Source organism: Sinorhizobium prairiense (assembly GCF_029201645.2).
Classification (GTDB): domain Bacteria; phylum Pseudomonadota; class Alphaproteobacteria; order Rhizobiales; family Rhizobiaceae; genus Sinorhizobium; species Sinorhizobium meliloti_A.
The window spans coordinates 277751-294986 of the sequence record NZ_CP104132.1 but is presented as its reverse complement, the minus strand read 5'-3'; the positions used below and the strand labels follow the sequence as shown (position 1 = coordinate 294986).

Here is a 17236-nt window from a genome sequence, read left to right as displayed (position 1 = left end):
CAAGCCGGCTACTTCGGCTCGTCCATGATGCGCGGAACCTCGAAGGCGCCGGATTTGATCTCGGCGCGCTTGGCTTCCATCGCCGCTTCGGCATCTGCCGGGGCGACGCCCTTGACATAGGCAATGTCGCTGCCGCCTTCCTTGAGCAGGCCGAAGGCTGTGTAGTCCTTGCCGACCGGCTTGCCGGCGGAGACGTCGGCAATTGCGGCGTTGAGGATAGGGCGGAAGCCCCAGAGCGCGTTGGCGAAGACCGTGTCGGGATAGCGCGGCGTATAGTCGATCAGCGAACCCACGGATTTGAGCCCGCGTTCCTTCGCGGCATCGGCGGTGCCGATGCGCTCGCCGAAGAGGATGTCGGCACCGGCGTCGATCTGGGCGAGGCCCGCTTCGCGCGCCTTCGGCGGGTCGAAGAAGGTACCGATGAAGGTGACGAGGTGCTTGGCATCGGGATTGACGGCCTTCACGCCCGCAGCGAAGGCGTTGATCAGCATGTTGACTTCCGGGATCGGCATGGCGCCGACGGAGCCGACGACGTTCGACTTCGTTATCTTGCCGGCGAGCATGCCGGCCAGATAGGCGCCGTCGTGGTTCCAGGTGCCGAAAACGCCGAAGTTGTCGCCCGATTCCTTGCCGCTCGAGCCGAGGACGAAGGCGGTTTCCGGATAGTCTGCGGCCACTTCGCGGGCCTGCTTTTCAACGGCATAGGCTTCGCCGATGATGAGCTTTGCACCCTGCTCGGCATATTCGCGCATCGCGCGGGGATAGTCCGTGCCGGAAACGCCTTCGGAGAAGACATACTCGATCACGCCTTCCGCGGCCGCATCCTGCAGCGCCTTGTGCAGGACCGAGTTCCAGGCGTTTTCGACAGGGGAGGCGTGAATACCGGCAACCTTAACCGGCGTGCTGGCGCGGACGCCCGGCGCAAAAGCGCTCACGCCAAGCGCCAAGCCCGACGCAAGCACATTGCGCCGGCTCATCATCAGATCTCTTGCCATGGATGGTGTTCCCCATTTTTACCAATTGGTAGAATCTTTATTTTGTACAAAGCTTTGTCAAGCAGTGCGGGTGAATAGAAAAGCGGCAATGAGCGACTTTTCCGGCGATCGCGGATGACGGTCATCGATGCCTGAGCCGCTCGAGGCTACGGGCCTCGCGGAACAAGCGCCATGTGCGTTCGTTTTCCACCTTGCCAAGAAGCAGAGACTGAAGTGAAACAGGAAGCCTCCGTGTGCCGCTGCACATGTGAGGCTTCCTTGTGCGGGGCGGTCGAGCCCCCAACCCGGAGCTGTCCATGGAAGAATTCATCCTGTTCGCATTGGTCGGCTTTCTCGCGCAGGTGATCGATGGCGCTCTCGGGATGGCCTACGGCGTCATCTGCTCAACGGTGCTTCTTGCCTTTGGCGTGCCGCCTGCCCAGGCGTCGGCATCAGCCCATGCGGCGGAATTGTTCACCACTGCCGCTTCCGGATCGGCCCATCTCTATCACCGCAACATCGATTGGAAGCTGTTCTGGCGGCTCATTCCTTTCGGCATCGCCGGTGGAATGCTGGGTGCCTTCGTCGTGACCTCGTTTGACGGAGATCAGGTCAAGCCTTTCGTCACGGCCTATCTTGCAGTGATCGGAGCCTGGCTGCTTTACCGCTCCTTTCATCGCATTCCCACAAACCCGGTCAAGCTGAGGATCGTGGCACCGCTCGGCGCAACCGCGGGGTTTCTGGATGCCGCGGGCGGCGGCGGATGGGGGCCCGTCGCCACCACCGGTCTGCTCGGCGCAGGCGGACAGCCGCGCTACGTCATCGGGACCGTCAATGCGAGCGAGTTTCTGATCGCACTTTCAGTGTCTCTGAGCTTCCTGGCCACGGTTCTAACCGGTCACTGGGAACAGGCTGGCGATTTCCGCGACCATCTTACATCCATCGGCGGGCTGATCACGGGCGGCGTGCTTGCCGCGCCCTTTGCAGGATGGGCGGTCAAGGCACTGCGAGAGAAAACGCTCCTGCGGCTCGTCGGATCTTTGATCACGCTGTTGGCCGGCTATCAGACGCTCGAACTTACCGGGTATTTCTGAACCCCGGCTTTCTTCAGATTGCGAAAAGTTCGATCGGCTTCTCAAAGCCCTTGAGAGAGTATTTTCGGCCCTCGCTTGCCGCCGTTTGGCTCTGCGCGCGCTCGCAAACGGCTTTGGTCACCAGAATTCGCCCCGCCTCGGCGGCGGACTGGGCCCGAGCGGCAGTATTCACAACCGTTCCGATTGCAGTCAGGTCGCGGTGGGATCGGCCGAACTCTCCGAAGCTGGCCTCACCGGTGTCGATGCCGATGCCGACACCGAGCTCACTTCCGTCCAGGCCGGCACCCTCCGCCAGGCGAACCTCACGGCGCAATTGGCATCGGCGCTGGATCTCGCGTGCGGCAAGTACGGCGCGCTCGGCGTGATCCGCGTGGGGGATCGGAAAGTTGAAGATTGCCATGATCGCGTCCCCGACCGTCTTGTTGAGAAGGCCGTCGAACTCCCAAATCGCCGCGGCACATTCATCGTAGAAATCATCCAGCAGCGACGAGACAGTATCGGCCGTAAGCGACTGCGAAAGCGCCGTATAGCCTCGCAGATCTGCAAAAAGGACGGAGACGTCAACGGTGATCTTGCGGGCTTTCATCACGCGCGTGAACATGAGTTCGCAGATCGTGCAGGTATTCGGGTTCATCCGGCTCGGGCGGATGCCAAAGGCGCGGAAGGGAATGGAAGCCGGCCCGCGCAGGGGCACCGGAATACGCATCTGCTCCCAGCATCCCTTGCAAATCCTGGATTGAGACATGTTGCCGCCGCCCTGTTTGCGTGACGCGCTGCGACTCTCGCATATATGGGCCACAAAATCTCTCGAAAACCCTTGCGGTCCGTAACTGAGACCGCGATGGTCCGTTAACCTTCGGACAGTTCTTCGGCCGTGGCCGCTATGGGTGCATTCCACAAGGAATTGTTGACGTATTTGAAAGCAAGGATGCTGACAATTGAGGCGACTATAACTATAATGACGATACGCATGAAGATTTACCAGGTTCGTTGCCACGCCGAGGAACTCTCCCGGAGACCTCGTTGTTCCAGCACATCCGGTTCGGCGGGAATTCCAACCGACTAACCGAGAAGTAATTCACGGATAAGCCCGATTGACGAAAACCGGTGCTGCCTCTTCGGCGACAGCCGACGGCTCTCACCTGTCCGGCCGACCGGGATCTCCAACAGCCTTTCCTCAACGAACCTGTGTTTGCGCGACAGGCAGATAGACTTTGGAGCCGGCGCGCTCTCCACCACTCAAGGAACCCCCGACCAGCAGATAGGCTGATATTCCGAGGACCGACAACAGCAGAATGCTTACGGGCAGTCCCGTTGAGGCGTGATGTTCCGGTTCCTGATAATTCCATCCAGTCATTCGAACGTACTCCACTCCACACAAAGTGAGAACGAGCCACCGATGCAGCAGTTCCTGCAACGATGGTTGAACCTGGGTAACGATGTTCGAGGCGTTGTAACGAGCCGGCATTATACCATGCCGTCGCTGCCGCGGAGGGGTTATTGGCGGGGTATCATTCCGCCATGTTCACCGGCCGTTCCTAGCTATTTCAGGCGTGGCTCAGGCTGGAGCGGGATGAGGAAAGTGTGTCCGGTTTGCGGCCGCTTGGGATGCGGACGCATTTGCCGAAGCCATTTACCAGATCACGTCGTAAAGAGTAATAAAGACGATCATTCCAATGCAGAGTGCTGGCGTCGACCTGATCGCGAAATCGACGGGATTGAATTGGTATCCGAAGCTTTCAACATAGGATTTCATTGGTTTCCTCCCGGTGAGCTGACTGGAATCGAGACGGTTTGGCGAACGGACCACCCGCTTCCTTCGGAAGCGTGATCTGCAAGGCTCGCTCAGAGCCCGCGGAGCAGGTTCGACTCCATGGCAGCACGAACAAGTGCCGCCATATTCTCCATCAGCAGAGAAAGCTTTGCGCCTTTATGGAGTCGATCGATGATCGGAAAGATGGGGTAGGATCTTGGAGCCAAGCCCGTCAATGAGTAGCCATTAACTGTTGGGCCATAAATATGGCGAAACCAAGATTTGCTCAGCTATTCCTGAATAGATTCCGGGAGACTGAGGGAATTTTTGTAACGCCTTGGGCTTTTTCTTTCTCACTGAATTCCTCCTCTTCAATATTTTCTTTTTCCGATACGCATCAGTGTTTTTCTCTGCAGCTCTAGGGATTTGATTTTTACTTGGCTGGACTGTCGCGCTTCCTCACGCGGCAGGCTTTTTCGTTTCTGTCAGGCCGCGGCTTCAAAGCGCCAGGGCGAGCTGCGGCCCGCTCCGATCGTCCACGGGATCGAGAGACGAGAGCGTGACCCCGAGCAATCGAATGCCTTTGGCGGCGGGAAAGATCGGTAAAAGCAGCAGTTCCACGATCTCGCCCATTTCGGCGGCGCTCGCAATCGGCGCAACGATGGTCTTGCTTCTGGTGATCTGCGTGAAATCTGCCCACTTCACCTTCAGTGTCACGGTCTTGCCGCGAATGCCGCTGGCTTCACAATAGTGCCAGACCTTGTCGATCAAAGGCTTGAGGCCCGCGCGGGCCGCCGCAAGATCATGAACATCCTCCCGAAACGTATCCTCGGCGCCGATCGATTTCCGGATGCGGTCGGGCTTGACCTCCCGCTCGTCGATGCCGCGGGCGATCCAGTAGAAATACGGCCCCGACTTGCCGAAGTGCTGTTGCAGGAAGGCGAGATCACGGGATTTGAGGTCGGCGCCGGTTTCGATGCCGAGCCGTTTCATCTTCTCCGCCGTTGCCGGTCCGACGCCGTGAAACTTCTTGACGGGAAGCGCCTGCACGAAATCTGGGCCGTGCTTCGGCGTGATGACGAACAGCCCATCGGGCTTGCGCTGGTCCGAAGCGATCTTCGCAAGGAACTTGTTGTAGGATACGCCAGCGGATGCGGTGAGCTGCGTCTCGGCCCGGATTCTGGCGCGTATCTGTTCCGCGATCTCGGTTGCGAGCTGCATGCCTTTCAGGTTCTCGGTAACGTCGAGATAGGCTTCATCCAGCGACAAAGGTTCGATCAGCGGCGTGTATTCGGCAAAGATCGCGTGAATCTGCCGCGAGACGGCCCGGTAGACGTCGAAGCGGTGCGGAACGAAGATCAGCTCCGGACATTTGCGCTTGGCCGTCACCGACGGCATAGCCGAGTGAACGCCGAATTTGCGGGCCTCGTAGCTCGCGGCGGCGACCACGCCGCGCGCCTCCGGATACCCGACTGCGACCGGTTTGCCTCGAAGCTCCGGATTGTCGCGCTGCTCCACCGAAGCGTAAAATGCGTCCATGTCGATATGGATAATTTTCCGCACGCGGGCAAAAGTGGAGGAGGCAGGTGCCCCTCCACTCCTTTCATCTTCCTCCGGCTCCGCTGGCATCATTTCCTCTCGCTATAGCGCTGTCTATCCTATCCGAACCTCCCATGCTTGCTTAGCCGTAAAGTTGCGCGGGGTAGATGCCCTTGGCATGTTCTAGCTGACTTCCGGAAGCTTCTCGATCAGCTTGTCGAGCGTGATCGGATACTCCCGTACCCTTACGCCGGTCGCATTGTAGATGGCGTTCGCGACAGCTGCCGCGACACCGCAGATCCCGAGCTCGGCAATACCCTTGGCCTTCATCGGCGAGGACATCGGATCCGTCTCTTCCAGGAAGACGACCTCCTGGTGCGGGATGTCGGCGTGCACCGGCACCTCGTAGGCGGCGAGATCGTGATTGACGAAGAAGCCACGCTCCTTGTCGACGACGAGTTCCTCAGTCAGCGCGCCGCCGACCCCCATCGTCATCGCGCCGATCACCTGGCTGCGTGCCGTGATCGGATTGAGGATCCGGCCGGCGGCGCAGACCGCCAGCATTCGCCGGATCCGTGTCTCTCCTGTCGCGACGTCAACCGCGACCTCGACGAAATGAGCTCCGAAGGTGGATTGCTGATGGGTCTTGGTGAGGTCGCCGAATTCGATGAGATCCTCAGCGATGAGCCCCTCATCGCCGGCAGCTTGCGCGAGCGGCATTCGGCGGTCACCCGAGCGGACTTCGCCGTCTGCGAAGACAAGGTCGTCGGTGCTGTTGAAGCCGAGCTTCTGCGCCACGGCTTCCCGCAGCTTGGCGCAGGCGGCGTATACGCCGGCCGTGGAGCAGTTTCCTCCGAACTGCCCGCCGGAACCCGAGGAAACAGGGAAGCGGGAGTCTCCCAGGCTGACGGCGACCTTCTCGATCGGCACACCGAGCATTTCAGCCGCCGTCTGGGCGATGATCGTGTAACTGCCCGTACCGATATCGGTCATATCGGTCTCGACCGTGACGATGCCCTCGCGGTCGAGCCGGACGCGGGCCCCCGAATTCAGCACGAGATTGTTGCGAAACGCCGCCGCCACTCCCATGCCGATCAGCCAGTTTCCTTCGCGCCGAGCACCGGGTTGCTTGCTCCGGCCTTGCCAGCCGAAGCGCTCCGCGCCCGTGCGCAGGCAGCCGACGAGATTGCGGTGCGAGAAGGACCGTTCGGGATTCTCCGGATCGACCTGGGTGTCGTTGATGATGCGGAATTCGACGGGGTCGAGACCCAGCCTCTCGGCCATCTCGTCGATGGCGATCTCCAGAGCCATCATGCCCGGCGCCTCGCCGGGAGCGCGCATCGCGTTTCCTTCGGGAAGATCGAGGGTGGCAAGCCGCATGGCGGTCATCCGGTTCGCTCCGGCATAAAGCAGACGAGTCTGCTGGACGGCCACTTCGGGACCACCGCCCGCAAGGTCCCCGGACCAGCTTTCATGCGCGATCGCCGTGATCTTGCCGTCGCGTCCTGCGCCGATCCGGATCCTCTGAATCGTCGCTGGGCGATGCGTGGTGTTGTTCATCAGGAAAGGGCGGGGGAGGGCGACCTTTACGGGGCGCTTGGCTTCACGTGCGGCAAGCGCTGCCAACACCGCATCCGCGCGTAGGAACAGCTTCACCCCGAAGCCTCCGCCGATGAACGGCGACATGAGATGCACCCTGTCCTTGTCGATCCCAAGCGTCGTCGCGAGATCGGTCCGCCACCAGTCGATCATCTGGCTCGATGTCCAGACCGTCAGGTCGTCGCCGTTCCACGCGGCGATGGAAGCGTGCGGCTCCATCATGGCATGCGACTGGTCCGGGGTGGTATAGACCTGGTCGAGCTTGACGGGAGCTGCCTCGAAGGCGGCATCGAAGTCCCCCGCTCCGGAGTCTTCCTCGCCTTCCGGCTTGACGGCGCTGTCCTTGGCCGCGGCCAGATCGAAAGCGCCTTTTTCCTCGGCATAATCGACCTTGACGAGCGCCGCGGCGGCGCGGGCCTCCTCGAATGTCTCGGCCACCACGACGGCGATGGCCTGGTGGTAGTGCTGGATCTCGGTGCCACCGAAGAGCTTGGCGGTGTTGTATTTACCCTTCTTCAGTTCGCCGACGCCATCGGTGGTGACGACCGCGATCACACCGGGAGCATTTCTCGCGGCGGCGACATCCATCGACCTGATCCGGCCCTTGGCGATTGCCGAACCGACGACATAGCCATAGGCATAGCGGTTATTCGGATCATGCCACTCATAGGCATAGATTGCTTTGCCGGTAGTCTTGAGCGGACCGTCGATGCGGGGATGGGCTTGCCGATTACCTTGCCCCGGTCGATCGGGTTCGTCGTTGCTGGTGTGTCGAATCTCATTGTCTCATCCCTTCGCTTCGACGAGGACCGCGCTCAGCGCGCGTTCGACAAGCATGACCTTGAAGGCGTTCTGTTCAGTCGGGCGGGCGCCGGCAAGAAGCTTGGCGGCGACCGCCTTTGCTCCGTTCGCCAGCTCCTTTTCGGCCGCCTCGTCACGCCATGGTTTCGGCGCGATGCCGCCGAGCGCGACGTGGCCGGTTCCGTCCGGCTGCACGACGGCGCCGACGGAGACGAGCGCAAATGCGTAGGAGGCCCGGTCGCGAACCTTGCGATAGATCTGCTTGCCGCCGGCCGGCTTCGGCAGGACGACCGCGGTGATCAATTCGCCCCGCTCGAGGACATGTTCGATATGCGGCGTGTCACCCGGCAGGCGATGGAGATCTGCGATCGGGATGCTGCGCGTCGTGCCGTCGGCTCGCACGGTCTCCACGACGGCGTCGAGGGCGCGCATGGCGACCGCCATGTCGCTCGGATGGCTGGCGATGCAGGCATCGCTGACGCCAACCACCGCAAGCTGGCGGCTGAAGCCGGCCAGCGCCGAACAGCCGCTGCCCGGCTGCCTTTTGTTGCAGGGCTGGTTGGTATCGTAGAAATACGGACAGCGGGTGCGTTGAAGCAGGTTGCCGGCGGTCGTCGCCCTGTTGCGCAATTGTCCCGATGCCCCTGCGAGCAGGGCGCGCGACAGCAGGGCATAATCGCGGCGGACCCGTTCGTCGGCGGCAAGATCCGTATTGCGGACGAGGGCACCGATACGCAGCCCCCCTTCCGGTGTGGGTTCGATCCTGTCCAGTGCCAGCCCGTTGACATCGACCAGATGGGTCGGTGTCTCGATCTCCAGCTTCATCAGATCCAGGAGATTGGTGCCGCCGGCGATGAATTTCGCGCCATCCGTGGTGGCAGCGGCCCGGGCCGCGGCCTCGATCGACGAGACGCGTTCGTAGCTGAAAGCTCTCATGCCTTCCTCCCCGCGACTTCGGTGATGGCTTCGACGATGTTCGAATAGGCGCCGCAACGACAGATGTTGCCGCTCATGCGCTCGCGGATCTCGGCGGGCGTGATTTCGGCCGGCGCCGTAAGATCCACCGTCACATGGCTTGGGATATTGGCCTTGATTTCATCGAGCATTGCAACGGAGGAACAGATCTGGCCTGGCGTGCAGTAGCCGCACTGGAATCCGTCGTGCTGGACAAAGGCGGCCTGCATCGGATGGAGGTTTTCGGGCTGCCCCAATCCCTCGAGCGTGGTGATGCTGTCGCCCTCGTGCATGACGGCGAGCGTCAGGCAAGCGTTGACGCGGCGGCCGTCGATGAGAACCGTGCACGCTCCGCACTGACCGTGATCGCATCCCTTCTTGGTGCCCGTCAAATGCAGATGCTCGCGCAGTGCGTCGAGGAGGGACGTGCGGTTATCGAGCTGAAGCTCCCGGCGTTCTCCGTTCACCGTGAAAGTGACCTTCGTGCTCTGGGGTGCGGTGGAGACATTGGTCTGCGCGTGACCGAGCGAGTGTGCGCTCACCACTGTCACGGTAGCGGCCGAGGCGGCGAGCAGGTCGCGCCGCGAGATTTCAAGTGCGCCAGGACTTTGCATATCCAGCTCCATGTCTTGATGATGAAAGGTCTAGGACGAAGCGGCCTACGCCGCGAACGCGCAACAACCGAGCGCGGGAAATGATCCCACAGGCGCATTCACAAGTGAGTTAGGGCGGAGAGCGCGTGTGACTACCATCGCGATGCCGATAAGGCTGTGAACCGCATTCATGAATGGCGGTACTGAACCAGGCGCCTTCACAGGCAGAGGTGACTTGACGAAAGACAAATCATGTAACAGAGATTGTTACATGATTTGGGAGAACCGCACGATGAAGTCTCCGAGCGTCGATAGTCCAGCTTTTACCGCCGCGCACGCTAGTTCCTACGTCGAAGGGACGTTGAGAAAAGTACCGGGGCTGGCCGCTCTACATCGCATGACATCGATGTTGGTCGCGGAACGTGCACCGGTGCAAGCGCGGGTTCTGGTGCTCGGCGCCGGCGGCGGCATGGAGCTCAAAGCCCTCGCCGACGACAATTCAGGTTGGCGTTTTTGCGGCATCGACCCTTCGGCGGACATGCTTCGCGTCGCAGAACAGACGGTGGGGCCCCATTTGCCGCGTGTCCATCTGCAGCAGGGCTACATAGACGACGCACCGGAGGGGCCGTTCGACGCGGCCGTCTGCCTGCTCACGCTCCACTTTGTTGATCGCCCGCAACGCCTCGACACACTCGAACAGATTCGCCGCCGTCTGGTGCCAGGCGCTCCGTTCGTCGTCGCGCATATCAGTTTCCCGCAATCTGAACCTGAGCGCTCGACCTGGATCGCCCGTCACGTCGCGTTCGGCGGAACAGCCTCCGGCGATGCTGAAAGTGCAAGGCAGGCGATCGCAACGAAGTTATCGGTTCTCTCGCCGGAGGAGGACGAGGCGGTGCTTCGCAAGGCGGGCTTCTCGGATGTTCGCCTGTTCTATGCGGCGATGACCTTCAGGGGCTGGGTAGGATACGCCTGAACCCTCAACATCCTGAGTGCTCATGGTTTCCCCGTTCTGCTCCCGCGATAGAAGATCATGCCGCCGTGATGCAGAACGCCGTCGATAAAATCTCCATCCGCTGTAAAGCCGGTATCGTCCCAATAATCGATATGCGTGCCCGTCACTTGGTAGCGTCCCTCATAGGCCCGTTCACGCGTACCGCGGGCCTCGACATAGCGACCGTTCGGCAGGAGCTCGTGGCGGATGTAACTGTCTTCTGTGACCCACAGGCCGACATAGGGGTGATTGGTCTGCATTTCGGCTTCCTCGGCTTTTACGGATTGGCTCAGGAGTGCGGCGGTCATCAAGGTCGGAGCGATCAGCAGCTTGCGGCCGCCGCCGGTGAGACGATCTGTCAATAAGGAAAAGATCATGGAATATTCCTTTCGTCAGGGGGACGCGGGAAAGCGTCCCGGGAACGGTTCGCGCCGGGTCAATTGCTCGATGCGGTCGGCCTGATCGTGATCTCGGTGGTGTCCACGCTCTGCGGAGCCTCGATCACCTGCCGAACCGCACGGGCTATGTCGGCGGGCTGAAGCGCGATCGCGCGATAGGCGTCCATTGCCGCCACGGTCTCCTTGTGGGTGATGGTTGCAGCAAGTTCGCTCTCGACGACGCCGGGATTGACGCAGGTGACGCGGACATTGGTACTCTCCTGGCGCAGCCCGTCCGATATCGCGCGGACTGCGAACTTCGTTGCGCAATAGACCGCGGCTGTGGGTACGACCGACAGCGCTCCGATAGAGCCGATATTGATGATCTGCCCGCTGCGCTGTGCCTCCATGATCGGCAATACGGCCGCGATGCCCCAAAGCACGCCCTTTATGTTCACGTTGATCATGCACTCCCACTCGTCCAGCTTGACGGCGGCAAGCGGCGAGAGCGGCATGACGCCGGCATTGTTCACCAGAACGTCGATGCGTCCCCATCTGTAGACCGCGGCCTGCGCAAAGGCTGCCACGGAGTGACGGTCGGTCACGTCCAGTACCTGCGCCTGGGCGGTTCCTCCTGCGTCTCGAATCTCCGCGGCGACGGCCTCGATACGGGCCTGGCGGCGTGCACCGAGCAATATTTTCGCACCCGCGGCGCCAAGCTCCCGAGCAATGCCCTCGCCGATGCCGCTGGAGGCGCCAGTGATAAGAATGACCTTGTCCATGTTGTGCTCCGTCCTTTGATTTGCACGGAGAAGATGGACTTCAATGACTGTCGCCGGTATCCATCCATCACTGAACTCAATGGTTAGCACTGCTCTACAATGAAAATAGACATGAACCTTCTGCCGCTCTTCCTGGCCGTCGCGGAGGAGGACAACTTCCGCGCTGCCGCGGATCGCCTCGGTGTGACCCGCTCGGCTGTCAGCCAGGGAATTCGGCGGCTCGAAGATGCCTTTGGTACGACGCTCGTCACCCGCACGACGCGTTCAGTTCGCCTGACCGGAGCGGGGGAGCGTCTGCGCGAGGCTCTGTCGCAGCCCTTGTCGGATATTGGGGCGGCGCTCGATCGGGTGGCGGGTGAGGATGAGCCCCGCGGTCTTTTGCGGCTCGCCGTCACCTCGATCGCCGAGCAATTCCTTTCCGGTCCGCTCATTGCTTCCTTTGCTCAGACCCATCCGAAGGTGACGATAGACATCACCGTCACGGACGAGGAGTCCGACATCGTGGCCGCCGGGTTCGACGCGGGCGTCAGGCTTGGCGAGGTGATCGAGCAGGACATGATCGCGGTGCCGCTGACGGGCGATCAGCGCGAGCTAGCCGTTGCTGCCCCCGCCTATCTCGCAGTCCACGGCACGCCGGCGCACCCGCGTGAGCTCGTCCATCATCGCTGCATAGGCTGGCGGCGAGCGCCGAATGTCGCGCCCTACAGGTGGGAATTCGAGGAGAATGGTGTTCCCTTCGATGTGGCGGTCGAGCCCCAGATCACCACCAATGACCTGCGCTTCATGCTCCGCTCGGCACTGTGCGGGGCCGGGATCACCTTCGCAACGGAAGAAACCTTCCGCCCGTTCGTGGAAACCGGTGAACTTGTTCCGCTGCTGCAGGATTTCCTGCCGCCGTTTCCCGGTTTCTTTCTTTATTTCCCTCAGCGCCGCAACATGGCACCAAAGATGCGAGCTTTGATCGAGCATATAAGGCGGTCGCGATAGCCGACGCTTCCGGCGCAGCGTCGAAGGTCATGATCACGCTCGGCCCGAACTCCTTATCTTTTCTTTATACGGCTGCCAAACCATCCCAATCGATAATTGACGCGGCGCGGGCGCATCATCCGGATCTTGGATCAATCTGGAGAATGTCCATGTCCGATTTTCTTTTCCTTGCCGCCGGCGTTGGCGGCCTTGCCGCGCTAGCGCTTTATGCGCGCGCCCTGAGCCGGCTTTAGGAGGATCCGATGGTAGAGGCTTTGATCGGGCTCGTCGTCGGCGTCGCGCTCGCAGCCTATTTGATCGTGACGCTTGTCCGGCCGGAGCGTTTCTAGAGCGTTTCCGCTTTTCACCGATTCGCTGAAACGCTCCAGCCTTTCATTTTGCCGCAAATCCGGACGGAAAACCGCTGCGCACTTTTGCTGGAGTTGCCCGAGCGCTCCTTCACCCACGGAGACTTCTCATGTCTGTCATCGGATGGCTGCAGATCAGCCTCCTTTTTCTCGCCGTCCTTATCGTCGTGAAGCCGCTGGGGCTTTACATGGCTGCGGTTCTTTCCGGCGAACGCAATGTCTTTTCGCCAATTCTCGGACCGGTGGAGCGTGGTCTTCATGGTGCCGCCGGCATCGATCCGACACGGGAGCAGGGCTGGCTCGCCTACACGTTCTCCATGCTCGCCTTCAGCATCGCAGGCTTTGCGCTGCTCTATGCGATCCTGAGACTTCAGACATGGTTGCCCTTGAACCCGCAGGGCTTCGGCAACGTGCCGCCGGACCTCGCCTTCAACACCGCCGTCAGTTTCGTCACCAACACCAACTGGCAGAATTACGGCGGCGAGACGACACTCAGTCACTTCAGCCAGGTGATGGGGCTGACCGTGCAGAACTTCGTCTCGGCCGCGACCGGCATTTCGATCGCGCTTGCCGTTACTCGCTCCTTCGCCCGCTCAGCCATACCGACGATCGGTAACTTCTGGGTCGATCTCATCCGTTCGACACTGTACGTCCTGCTGCCGCTCGCCGTGCTGGTGGCGGTCGCCTTCGTGGCAATGGGCCTGCCGCAGACTTTCCGCGCCTCGGTAGAGGCCACGACCCTCGAGGGGTGAAGCAGACAATCGCTCTGGGCCCGGTTGCCAGCCAGGAAGCGATCAAGCAGCTCGGCACCAACGGGGGCGGCTTCTTCAACGTGAATGCCGCACATCCGTTCGAAAATCCGACTGCGCATTCCAATTATATCAATATCTTCGCGATGCTGTCGGTTTCGGCGGCGCTGCTCTACACATTCGGGCAACTCGTCGGCAATCGCCGGCAGGGCTGGGCCTTCATCGCCGTCACCTATGCATTTCTGATCATCGGGGTCGGGATCGTCTATTGGGCCGAAGCGCAGGGAAATCCGATCCTGTCGCAGCTCGGCCTCGACCCGGCTCTCGGCAACATGGAAGGCAAGGAAGTCCGCTTCGGCCAGGCGATGACTGCGCTTTACGCAACGGTTACGACCGGCCTTTCGAATGGCGGCGTCAACGGCATGCACGGCTCGTTCACCGGCCTCGGAGGTCTCGTTCCGATGTTCCTCATGCAGCTCGGCGAGGTCCTGCCCGGCGGCGTCGGCTCGGGCCTATACGGCATGATCGTCTTCGCGATCCTCGCGGTTTTCGTCGCCGGTCTTATGGTCGGCCGCACTCCGGAACTGCTCGGCAAGAAGATCGAAGCGCGCGAGATGAAATACGCGATGCTCGCCGTGCTCATCCTGCCGCTTTCGATTCTCGGCTTCACAGCGATTTCGGCGGTCTTGCCCTCGGCCGTCGCCCGCATCGGCACGGCCGGACCGCACGGGCTCTCCGAAATCCTCTATGCCTATACGTCGGCCAGCGGCAACAACGGCTCGGCCTTCGGCGGACTTTCGGGCAACACGCCCTGGTACAATACGACGCTCGGCTTTGCGATGCTGCTCGGCCGCTTCGCCTATGCCGTGCCGGTGCTTGCCATTGCCGGCTCGCTCGCCGCCAAGACGCGCGCCTCGGCATCCAAGGGTACGTTCCCGACCGATACGCCGCTTTTCGTCGGTCTCCTTATCGGCATCATCTTCATTCTCGGCGGGCTGCAGTTCTTGCCGGCCCTCGCGCTCGGTCCCATCGTCGAGCATTTCGCCATGCTCTCCGGCCAGACCTTCTGAAGGAACCAGGCATGTCAAACAAACCCATGACCCCGAACCTTTTCGACCCGACGATACTCCTCCCGGCAGCGAAGGCCGCTTTCGTCAAGCTTGATCCGCGCCAGCTCGTCCGCAATCCGGTGATCTTCGTCACCGAAGCCGTGGCGGCATTGGTGACCCTCTTCTTCGTTCTCGATGTTGCAACCGGCGGCAGTCCGCTCTTCTCGGGCCAGATTGCCGCCTGGCTATGGTTTACCGTGCTCTTCGCCACCTTCGCCGAAGCCGTTGCCGAGGGGCGTGGCAAGGCGCAGGCCGACTTCCTCCGCCGTACCAAATCGGAGTTGAGTGCCCGCAAGCTCGTCGCACCCGAGGGCCGGGAGACCAAGGAAATACCTGCGACCATGCTGAAGGTCGGCGATCTCGTCCTCGTAGCGGCCGGCGAATTGATCCCGGGCGACGGCGAGGTCGTCGAAGGGGTCGCCTCGGTCAACGAGAGCGCTATAACGGGCGAATCGGCGCCGGTGATCCGCGAAGCGGGCGGCGATCGCTCCGCCGTCACCGGCGGTACCGAGGTGCTTTCGGACTGGGTGACAGTCCGCATCACGACCGCCCCAGGGTCCACCTTCGTCGACCGCATGATCGCCCTCATCGAGGGGGCGCAACGGCAGAAGACGCCGAACGAGGTCGCACTGTCGATCCTGCTTTCCGGTTTGACGCTGATCTTCCTGATCGCCGTGGTGACGCTCTCGGGCCTTGCCAGCTATTCGGCGACGGTGCTTTCGGTGACCGTGCTTTCCGCCCTCCTTGTCACGCTGATCCCGACGACCATCGGCGGACTGCTTTCGGCGATCGGCATCGCCGGCATGGACCGGCTGGTACGCTTCAACGTCATCGCCACCTCCGGCCGCGCCGTCGAGGCTGCGGGGGACGTGGACACGCTGCTCCTCGACAAGACCGGGACGATCACCTTCGGCAACCGCATGGCAAGCGATTTCCTGCCCGTTCCGGGCATAACCGTGGAGGAACTCGCCGATGCGGCGCTCCTCGCAAGCCTTGCCGACGAGACACCGGAAGGCCGCTCCATCGTGGCGCTCGCCACCGGCGCGTTCGGGCGCCGGGCACCCGAGGCCGGGATTGATGCGGTCGTGCCCTTTGCCGCGGAAACCCGGTTGTCCGGCGTCGACCATGGCGGCCGCCGGCTGCGCAAGGGCGCGGTCGACTCGGTCCTGAGATTTGCCGGCCTGTCCGACAGCGAGATACCCCAGGAATTCCGGCAGGCGGTCGACAAGGTCGCCCGGACCGGCGGCACGCCGCTCGCCGTCGCCAACGGCAACCGGCTGCTCGGCGTGGTCCACCTGAAGGACATCGTCAAGCCCGGGATCAAGGAGCGCTTCTCCGAATTGCGGGCCATGGGCATCCGCACGGTCATGGTGACCGGTGACAATCCGATCACTGCCGCGGCAATCGCCTCGGAGGCCGGCGTCGACGATTTCCTCGCCGAAGCGACGCCGGAAGACAAGCTCGCTTATATCCGCAAGGAACAGAAGGGCGGCCGGCTGATCGCCATGTGCGGCGACGGCACCAATGATGCGCCGGCGCTTGCCCAGGCGGATGTGGGCGTCGCCATGCAGACCGGCACGCAAGCCGCCCGCGAAGCGGCAAACATGGTGGACCTCGATTCGAGCCCGACCAAGCTGATCGAGATCGTCGAGATCGGCAAGCAGTTGCTGATGACGCGCGGGTCTCTGACGACCTTCTCGATCGCCAACGACGTGGCGAAATACTTCGCCATCATCCCGGCGCTCTTCGTCACCACCTATCCGGCGCTCGGCGTGCTGAACGTCATGGGTCTGGCGTCACCACAGTCGGCTATCCTGTCGGCCGTCATCTTCAACGCGCTGATCATCGTGGCGCTCATTCCGCTGGCGTTGAAAGGCGTGAGCTACCGTCCCGTCGGCGCGGCAGCCCTGCTTCGCCGCAATCTCCTCGTCTACGGCCTCGGCGGCCTGGTCCTGCCCTTCGCCGGGATCAAACTGATCGACCTTGCCGTCTCGAACCTCAACCTGGTGTGATCATGCTCAACCAACTCCGTCCCGCACTCGTCCTGACCTTCGCACTTACCCTCATTACCGGGCTCGGCTATCCGCTGCTGATCACCGGCGTGGCGCAAGCACTGATGCCGGCAGAGGCGAATGGCAGCCTCGTCCGCAAGGACGGTGTCCTCGTCGGATCGCAACTCATCGGCCAGAATTTCGCCTCGGAGAGATATTTCTGGCCGCGTCCCTCGGCGACCGGCCCGGAGCCCTACAATGCCGGCGCTTCGAGCGGTTCCAATCTCGGGACGACTTCCGACAAGCTGAAGGAGCGCGTCAGGGTCGATATCGAGAGGCTTCGCGCCGCGGGCATTGGGGGTGAGATCCCCGCCGATGCCGGCATGGCTTCCGGATCGGGTCTCGACCCGCATATCTCGCCCGAATACGCAAGGGTTCAAATCGCTCGGGTTGCGAAAGCACGCGGACTTCCGGAAGCGGAAGTGGGCGCGCTCGTCGACAGGGCAACGCAGGGCCGTCTGTTCGGGATCGTAGGCGAGCCGCGCGTCAATGTGCTAGAACTGAACCTTGCCTTGGACGCGCCGAGGACCTGATCG

General features: G+C 61.9%; 15 protein-coding genes and 2 pseudogenes. 8 read left to right on the top strand and 9 right to left on the bottom strand.

What is annotated here, in order from left to right; translation table 11 throughout:
• Positions 1-8: 8 nt before the first annotated feature.
• A complete protein-coding gene (locus N0Q91_RS21035) occupies positions 9-995 on the bottom strand; it encodes a BMP family protein (protein ID WP_275598612.1) in 987 nt (328 codons plus the stop codon).
• 296 nt (positions 996-1291) lie between these two features.
• Here N0Q91_RS21035 and N0Q91_RS21030 point away from each other — a divergent pair, with 296 nt between their 5' ends.
• Positions 1292-2068, top strand: a complete 777-nt coding sequence (locus tag N0Q91_RS21030; RefSeq protein ID WP_275598611.1) for a sulfite exporter TauE/SafE family protein — start codon at positions 1292-1294, stop codon at positions 2066-2068.
• Between the two features lie 13 nt (positions 2069-2081).
• Here N0Q91_RS21030 and N0Q91_RS21025 read toward each other — a convergent pair whose 3' ends face one another.
• The 6 genes and pseudogenes from N0Q91_RS21025 to paoA all read right to left on the bottom strand — a co-directional run bounded on the left by N0Q91_RS21025 (position 2082) and on the right by paoA (position 9328).
• A complete protein-coding gene (locus N0Q91_RS21025) occupies positions 2082-2813 on the bottom strand; it encodes an adenylate/guanylate cyclase domain-containing protein (protein WP_275600247.1) in 732 nt (243 codons plus the stop codon).
• An 888-nt stretch (positions 2814-3701) separates the two neighbouring features.
• Positions 3702-3824, bottom strand: coding sequence for a hypothetical protein (locus N0Q91_RS21020; protein ID WP_018096561.1), 123 nt, complete (start codon positions 3822-3824; stop codon positions 3702-3704).
• A gap of 495 nt (positions 3825-4319) precedes the next feature.
• Entirely contained in the window at positions 4320-5453 is a 1134-nt protein-coding gene (dinB, locus tag N0Q91_RS21015; RefSeq protein WP_375341888.1) for a DNA polymerase IV, read from the bottom strand.
• A gap of 90 nt (positions 5454-5543) precedes the next feature.
• Positions 5544-7741 (bottom strand): annotated as a pseudogene (gene paoC / locus N0Q91_RS21010) (aldehyde oxidoreductase molybdenum-binding subunit PaoC).
• 4 nt (positions 7742-7745) lie between these two features.
• Positions 7746-8696 carry an FAD binding domain-containing protein gene (locus N0Q91_RS21005; protein WP_275598608.1) on the bottom strand — a complete coding sequence of 317 codons (951 nt, stop codon included), beginning with the start codon at positions 8694-8696 and terminating at the stop codon, positions 7746-7748.
• Positions 8693-9328, bottom strand: coding sequence for an aldehyde dehydrogenase iron-sulfur subunit PaoA (paoA, locus tag N0Q91_RS21000; RefSeq protein WP_375341887.1), 636 nt, complete (start codon positions 9326-9328; stop codon positions 8693-8695). The genes N0Q91_RS21005 and paoA overlap by 4 nt, the downstream gene beginning before the upstream one ends.
• Before the next feature lie 250 nt (positions 9329-9578).
• On the opposite strand from paoA, the gene N0Q91_RS20995 reads away from it, so the two are divergent.
• Complete coding sequence (locus N0Q91_RS20995) at positions 9579-10280, top strand: class I SAM-dependent methyltransferase (protein ID WP_375341886.1); 702 nt, start codon at positions 9579-9581, stop codon at positions 10278-10280.
• Between the two features lie 20 nt (positions 10281-10300).
• Here the strand turns inward: N0Q91_RS20995 and N0Q91_RS20990 are convergent, their stop codons facing one another.
• Both N0Q91_RS20990 and N0Q91_RS20985 read right to left on the bottom strand, forming a co-directional pair.
• Positions 10301-10606 (bottom strand): Atu4866 domain-containing protein, encoded by a 306-nt coding sequence (locus N0Q91_RS20990; protein ID WP_033047496.1) that lies wholly within the window; start codon positions 10604-10606, stop codon positions 10301-10303.
• Between the two features lie 128 nt (positions 10607-10734).
• Complete coding sequence (locus N0Q91_RS20985) at positions 10735-11457, bottom strand: SDR family oxidoreductase (protein ID WP_275598606.1); 723 nt, start codon at positions 11455-11457, stop codon at positions 10735-10737.
• Positions 11458-11556: 99 nt separating this feature from the next.
• Between N0Q91_RS20985 and N0Q91_RS20980 the strand changes: the two genes are divergently transcribed.
• The 6 genes and pseudogenes from N0Q91_RS20980 to kdpC all read left to right on the top strand — a co-directional run bounded on the left by N0Q91_RS20980 (position 11557) and on the right by kdpC (position 17233).
• Positions 11557-12444, top strand: a complete 888-nt coding sequence (locus N0Q91_RS20980; protein ID WP_275598605.1) for a LysR family transcriptional regulator — start codon at positions 11557-11559, stop codon at positions 12442-12444.
• A gap of 29 nt (positions 12445-12473) precedes the next feature.
• Complete coding sequence (locus N0Q91_RS20975; protein WP_275598604.1) at positions 12474-12677, top strand: hypothetical protein; 204 nt, start codon at positions 12474-12476, stop codon at positions 12675-12677.
• 9 nt (positions 12678-12686) lie between these two features.
• Positions 12687-12773: a K(+)-transporting ATPase subunit F gene (gene kdpF, locus N0Q91_RS20970; RefSeq protein WP_275600300.1), complete on the top strand. Its 87-nt coding sequence runs from the start codon at positions 12687-12689 to the stop codon at positions 12771-12773.
• A 128-nt stretch (positions 12774-12901) separates the two neighbouring features.
• Positions 12902-14610: pseudogene (kdpA, locus tag N0Q91_RS20965) on the top strand (potassium-transporting ATPase subunit KdpA).
• A gap of 11 nt (positions 14611-14621) precedes the next feature.
• Positions 14622-16661: a potassium-transporting ATPase subunit KdpB gene (gene kdpB / locus N0Q91_RS20960; RefSeq protein WP_275598603.1), complete on the top strand. Its 2040-nt coding sequence runs from the start codon at positions 14622-14624 to the stop codon at positions 16659-16661.
• Between the two features lie 2 nt (positions 16662-16663).
• Complete coding sequence (kdpC, locus tag N0Q91_RS20955; protein ID WP_275598602.1) at positions 16664-17233, top strand: potassium-transporting ATPase subunit KdpC; 570 nt, start codon at positions 16664-16666, stop codon at positions 17231-17233.
• The last annotated feature ends 3 nt before the right edge of the window (positions 17234-17236 follow it).

Excerpts from the sequence above, each read along its gene's own strand:
- N0Q91_RS21005 (WP_275598608.1), bottom strand. The coding sequence starts at position 8,696 with ATGAGAGCTTTCAGCTACGAACGCGTCTCGTCGATCGAGGCCGCGGCC.
- kdpF (WP_275600300.1), top strand. The coding sequence starts at position 12,687 with ATGGTAGAGGCTTTGATCGGGCTCGTCGTCGGCGTCGCGCTCGCAGCC.
- paoA (WP_375341887.1), bottom strand. The coding sequence starts at position 9,328 with ATGCAAAGTCCTGGCGCACTTGAAATCTCGCGGCGCGACCTGCTCGCC.
- kdpB (WP_275598603.1), top strand. The coding sequence starts at position 14,622 with ATGTCAAACAAACCCATGACCCCGAACCTTTTCGACCCGACGATACTC.
- N0Q91_RS21025 (WP_275600247.1), bottom strand. The coding sequence starts at position 2,813 with ATGTCTCAATCCAGGATTTGCAAGGGATGCTGGGAGCAGATGCGTATT.
- N0Q91_RS21020 (WP_018096561.1), bottom strand. The coding sequence starts at position 3,824 with ATGAAATCCTATGTTGAAAGCTTCGGATACCAATTCAATCCCGTCGAT.
- N0Q91_RS20980 (WP_275598605.1), top strand. The coding sequence starts at position 11,557 with ATGAAAATAGACATGAACCTTCTGCCGCTCTTCCTGGCCGTCGCGGAG.
- N0Q91_RS20990 (WP_033047496.1), bottom strand. The coding sequence starts at position 10,606 with ATGACCGCCGCACTCCTGAGCCAATCCGTAAAAGCCGAGGAAGCCGAA.
- N0Q91_RS20985 (WP_275598606.1), bottom strand. The coding sequence starts at position 11,457 with ATGGACAAGGTCATTCTTATCACTGGCGCCTCCAGCGGCATCGGCGAG.
- kdpC (WP_275598602.1), top strand. The coding sequence starts at position 16,664 with ATGCTCAACCAACTCCGTCCCGCACTCGTCCTGACCTTCGCACTTACC.
- N0Q91_RS21030 (WP_275598611.1), top strand. The coding sequence starts at position 1,292 with ATGGAAGAATTCATCCTGTTCGCATTGGTCGGCTTTCTCGCGCAGGTG.
- dinB (WP_375341888.1), bottom strand. The coding sequence starts at position 5,453 with ATGATGCCAGCGGAGCCGGAGGAAGATGAAAGGAGTGGAGGGGCACCT.
- N0Q91_RS20975 (WP_275598604.1), top strand. The coding sequence starts at position 12,474 with ATGATCACGCTCGGCCCGAACTCCTTATCTTTTCTTTATACGGCTGCC.
- N0Q91_RS21035 (WP_275598612.1), bottom strand. The coding sequence starts at position 995 with ATGGCAAGAGATCTGATGATGAGCCGGCGCAATGTGCTTGCGTCGGGC.
- N0Q91_RS20995 (WP_375341886.1), top strand. The coding sequence starts at position 9,579 with ATGATTTGGGAGAACCGCACGATGAAGTCTCCGAGCGTCGATAGTCCA.